1 pseudogene is annotated in these 263 nt (G+C 45.2%); it reads right to left on the bottom strand.

The window, feature by feature from the left end:
- A pseudogene (locus tag AC6UDE_RS07030) lies at window positions 1–263 on the bottom strand (tyrosine--tRNA ligase); the annotation flags it as partial.

Consider the following 263-nt stretch of genomic DNA (forward strand, 5'->3'; position numbering starts at 1 on the left):
CCCTAAAGCTTTTTGCGCTTTACGCAAATGCGGTTCGGACTGTACGGATTGCTCTAACTCTTCAATCACCTCACGAGATAGGAAAGTGAAGAATTTAAGGTATTTCACAACATCAGCATCGGCTGTATTGATCCAGAATTGGTAAAATTCATACGGGGTCGTTTTTTCCGGGTCAAGCCAAATCGCTCCGCCTTCCGTTTTACCGAATTTCGTTCCATCCGCTTTCGTTACGAGCGGGATCGTCATACCGAATGCTTTTGCAT

The organism is Fructilactobacillus sp. X2R5C3 (assembly GCF_059901325.1).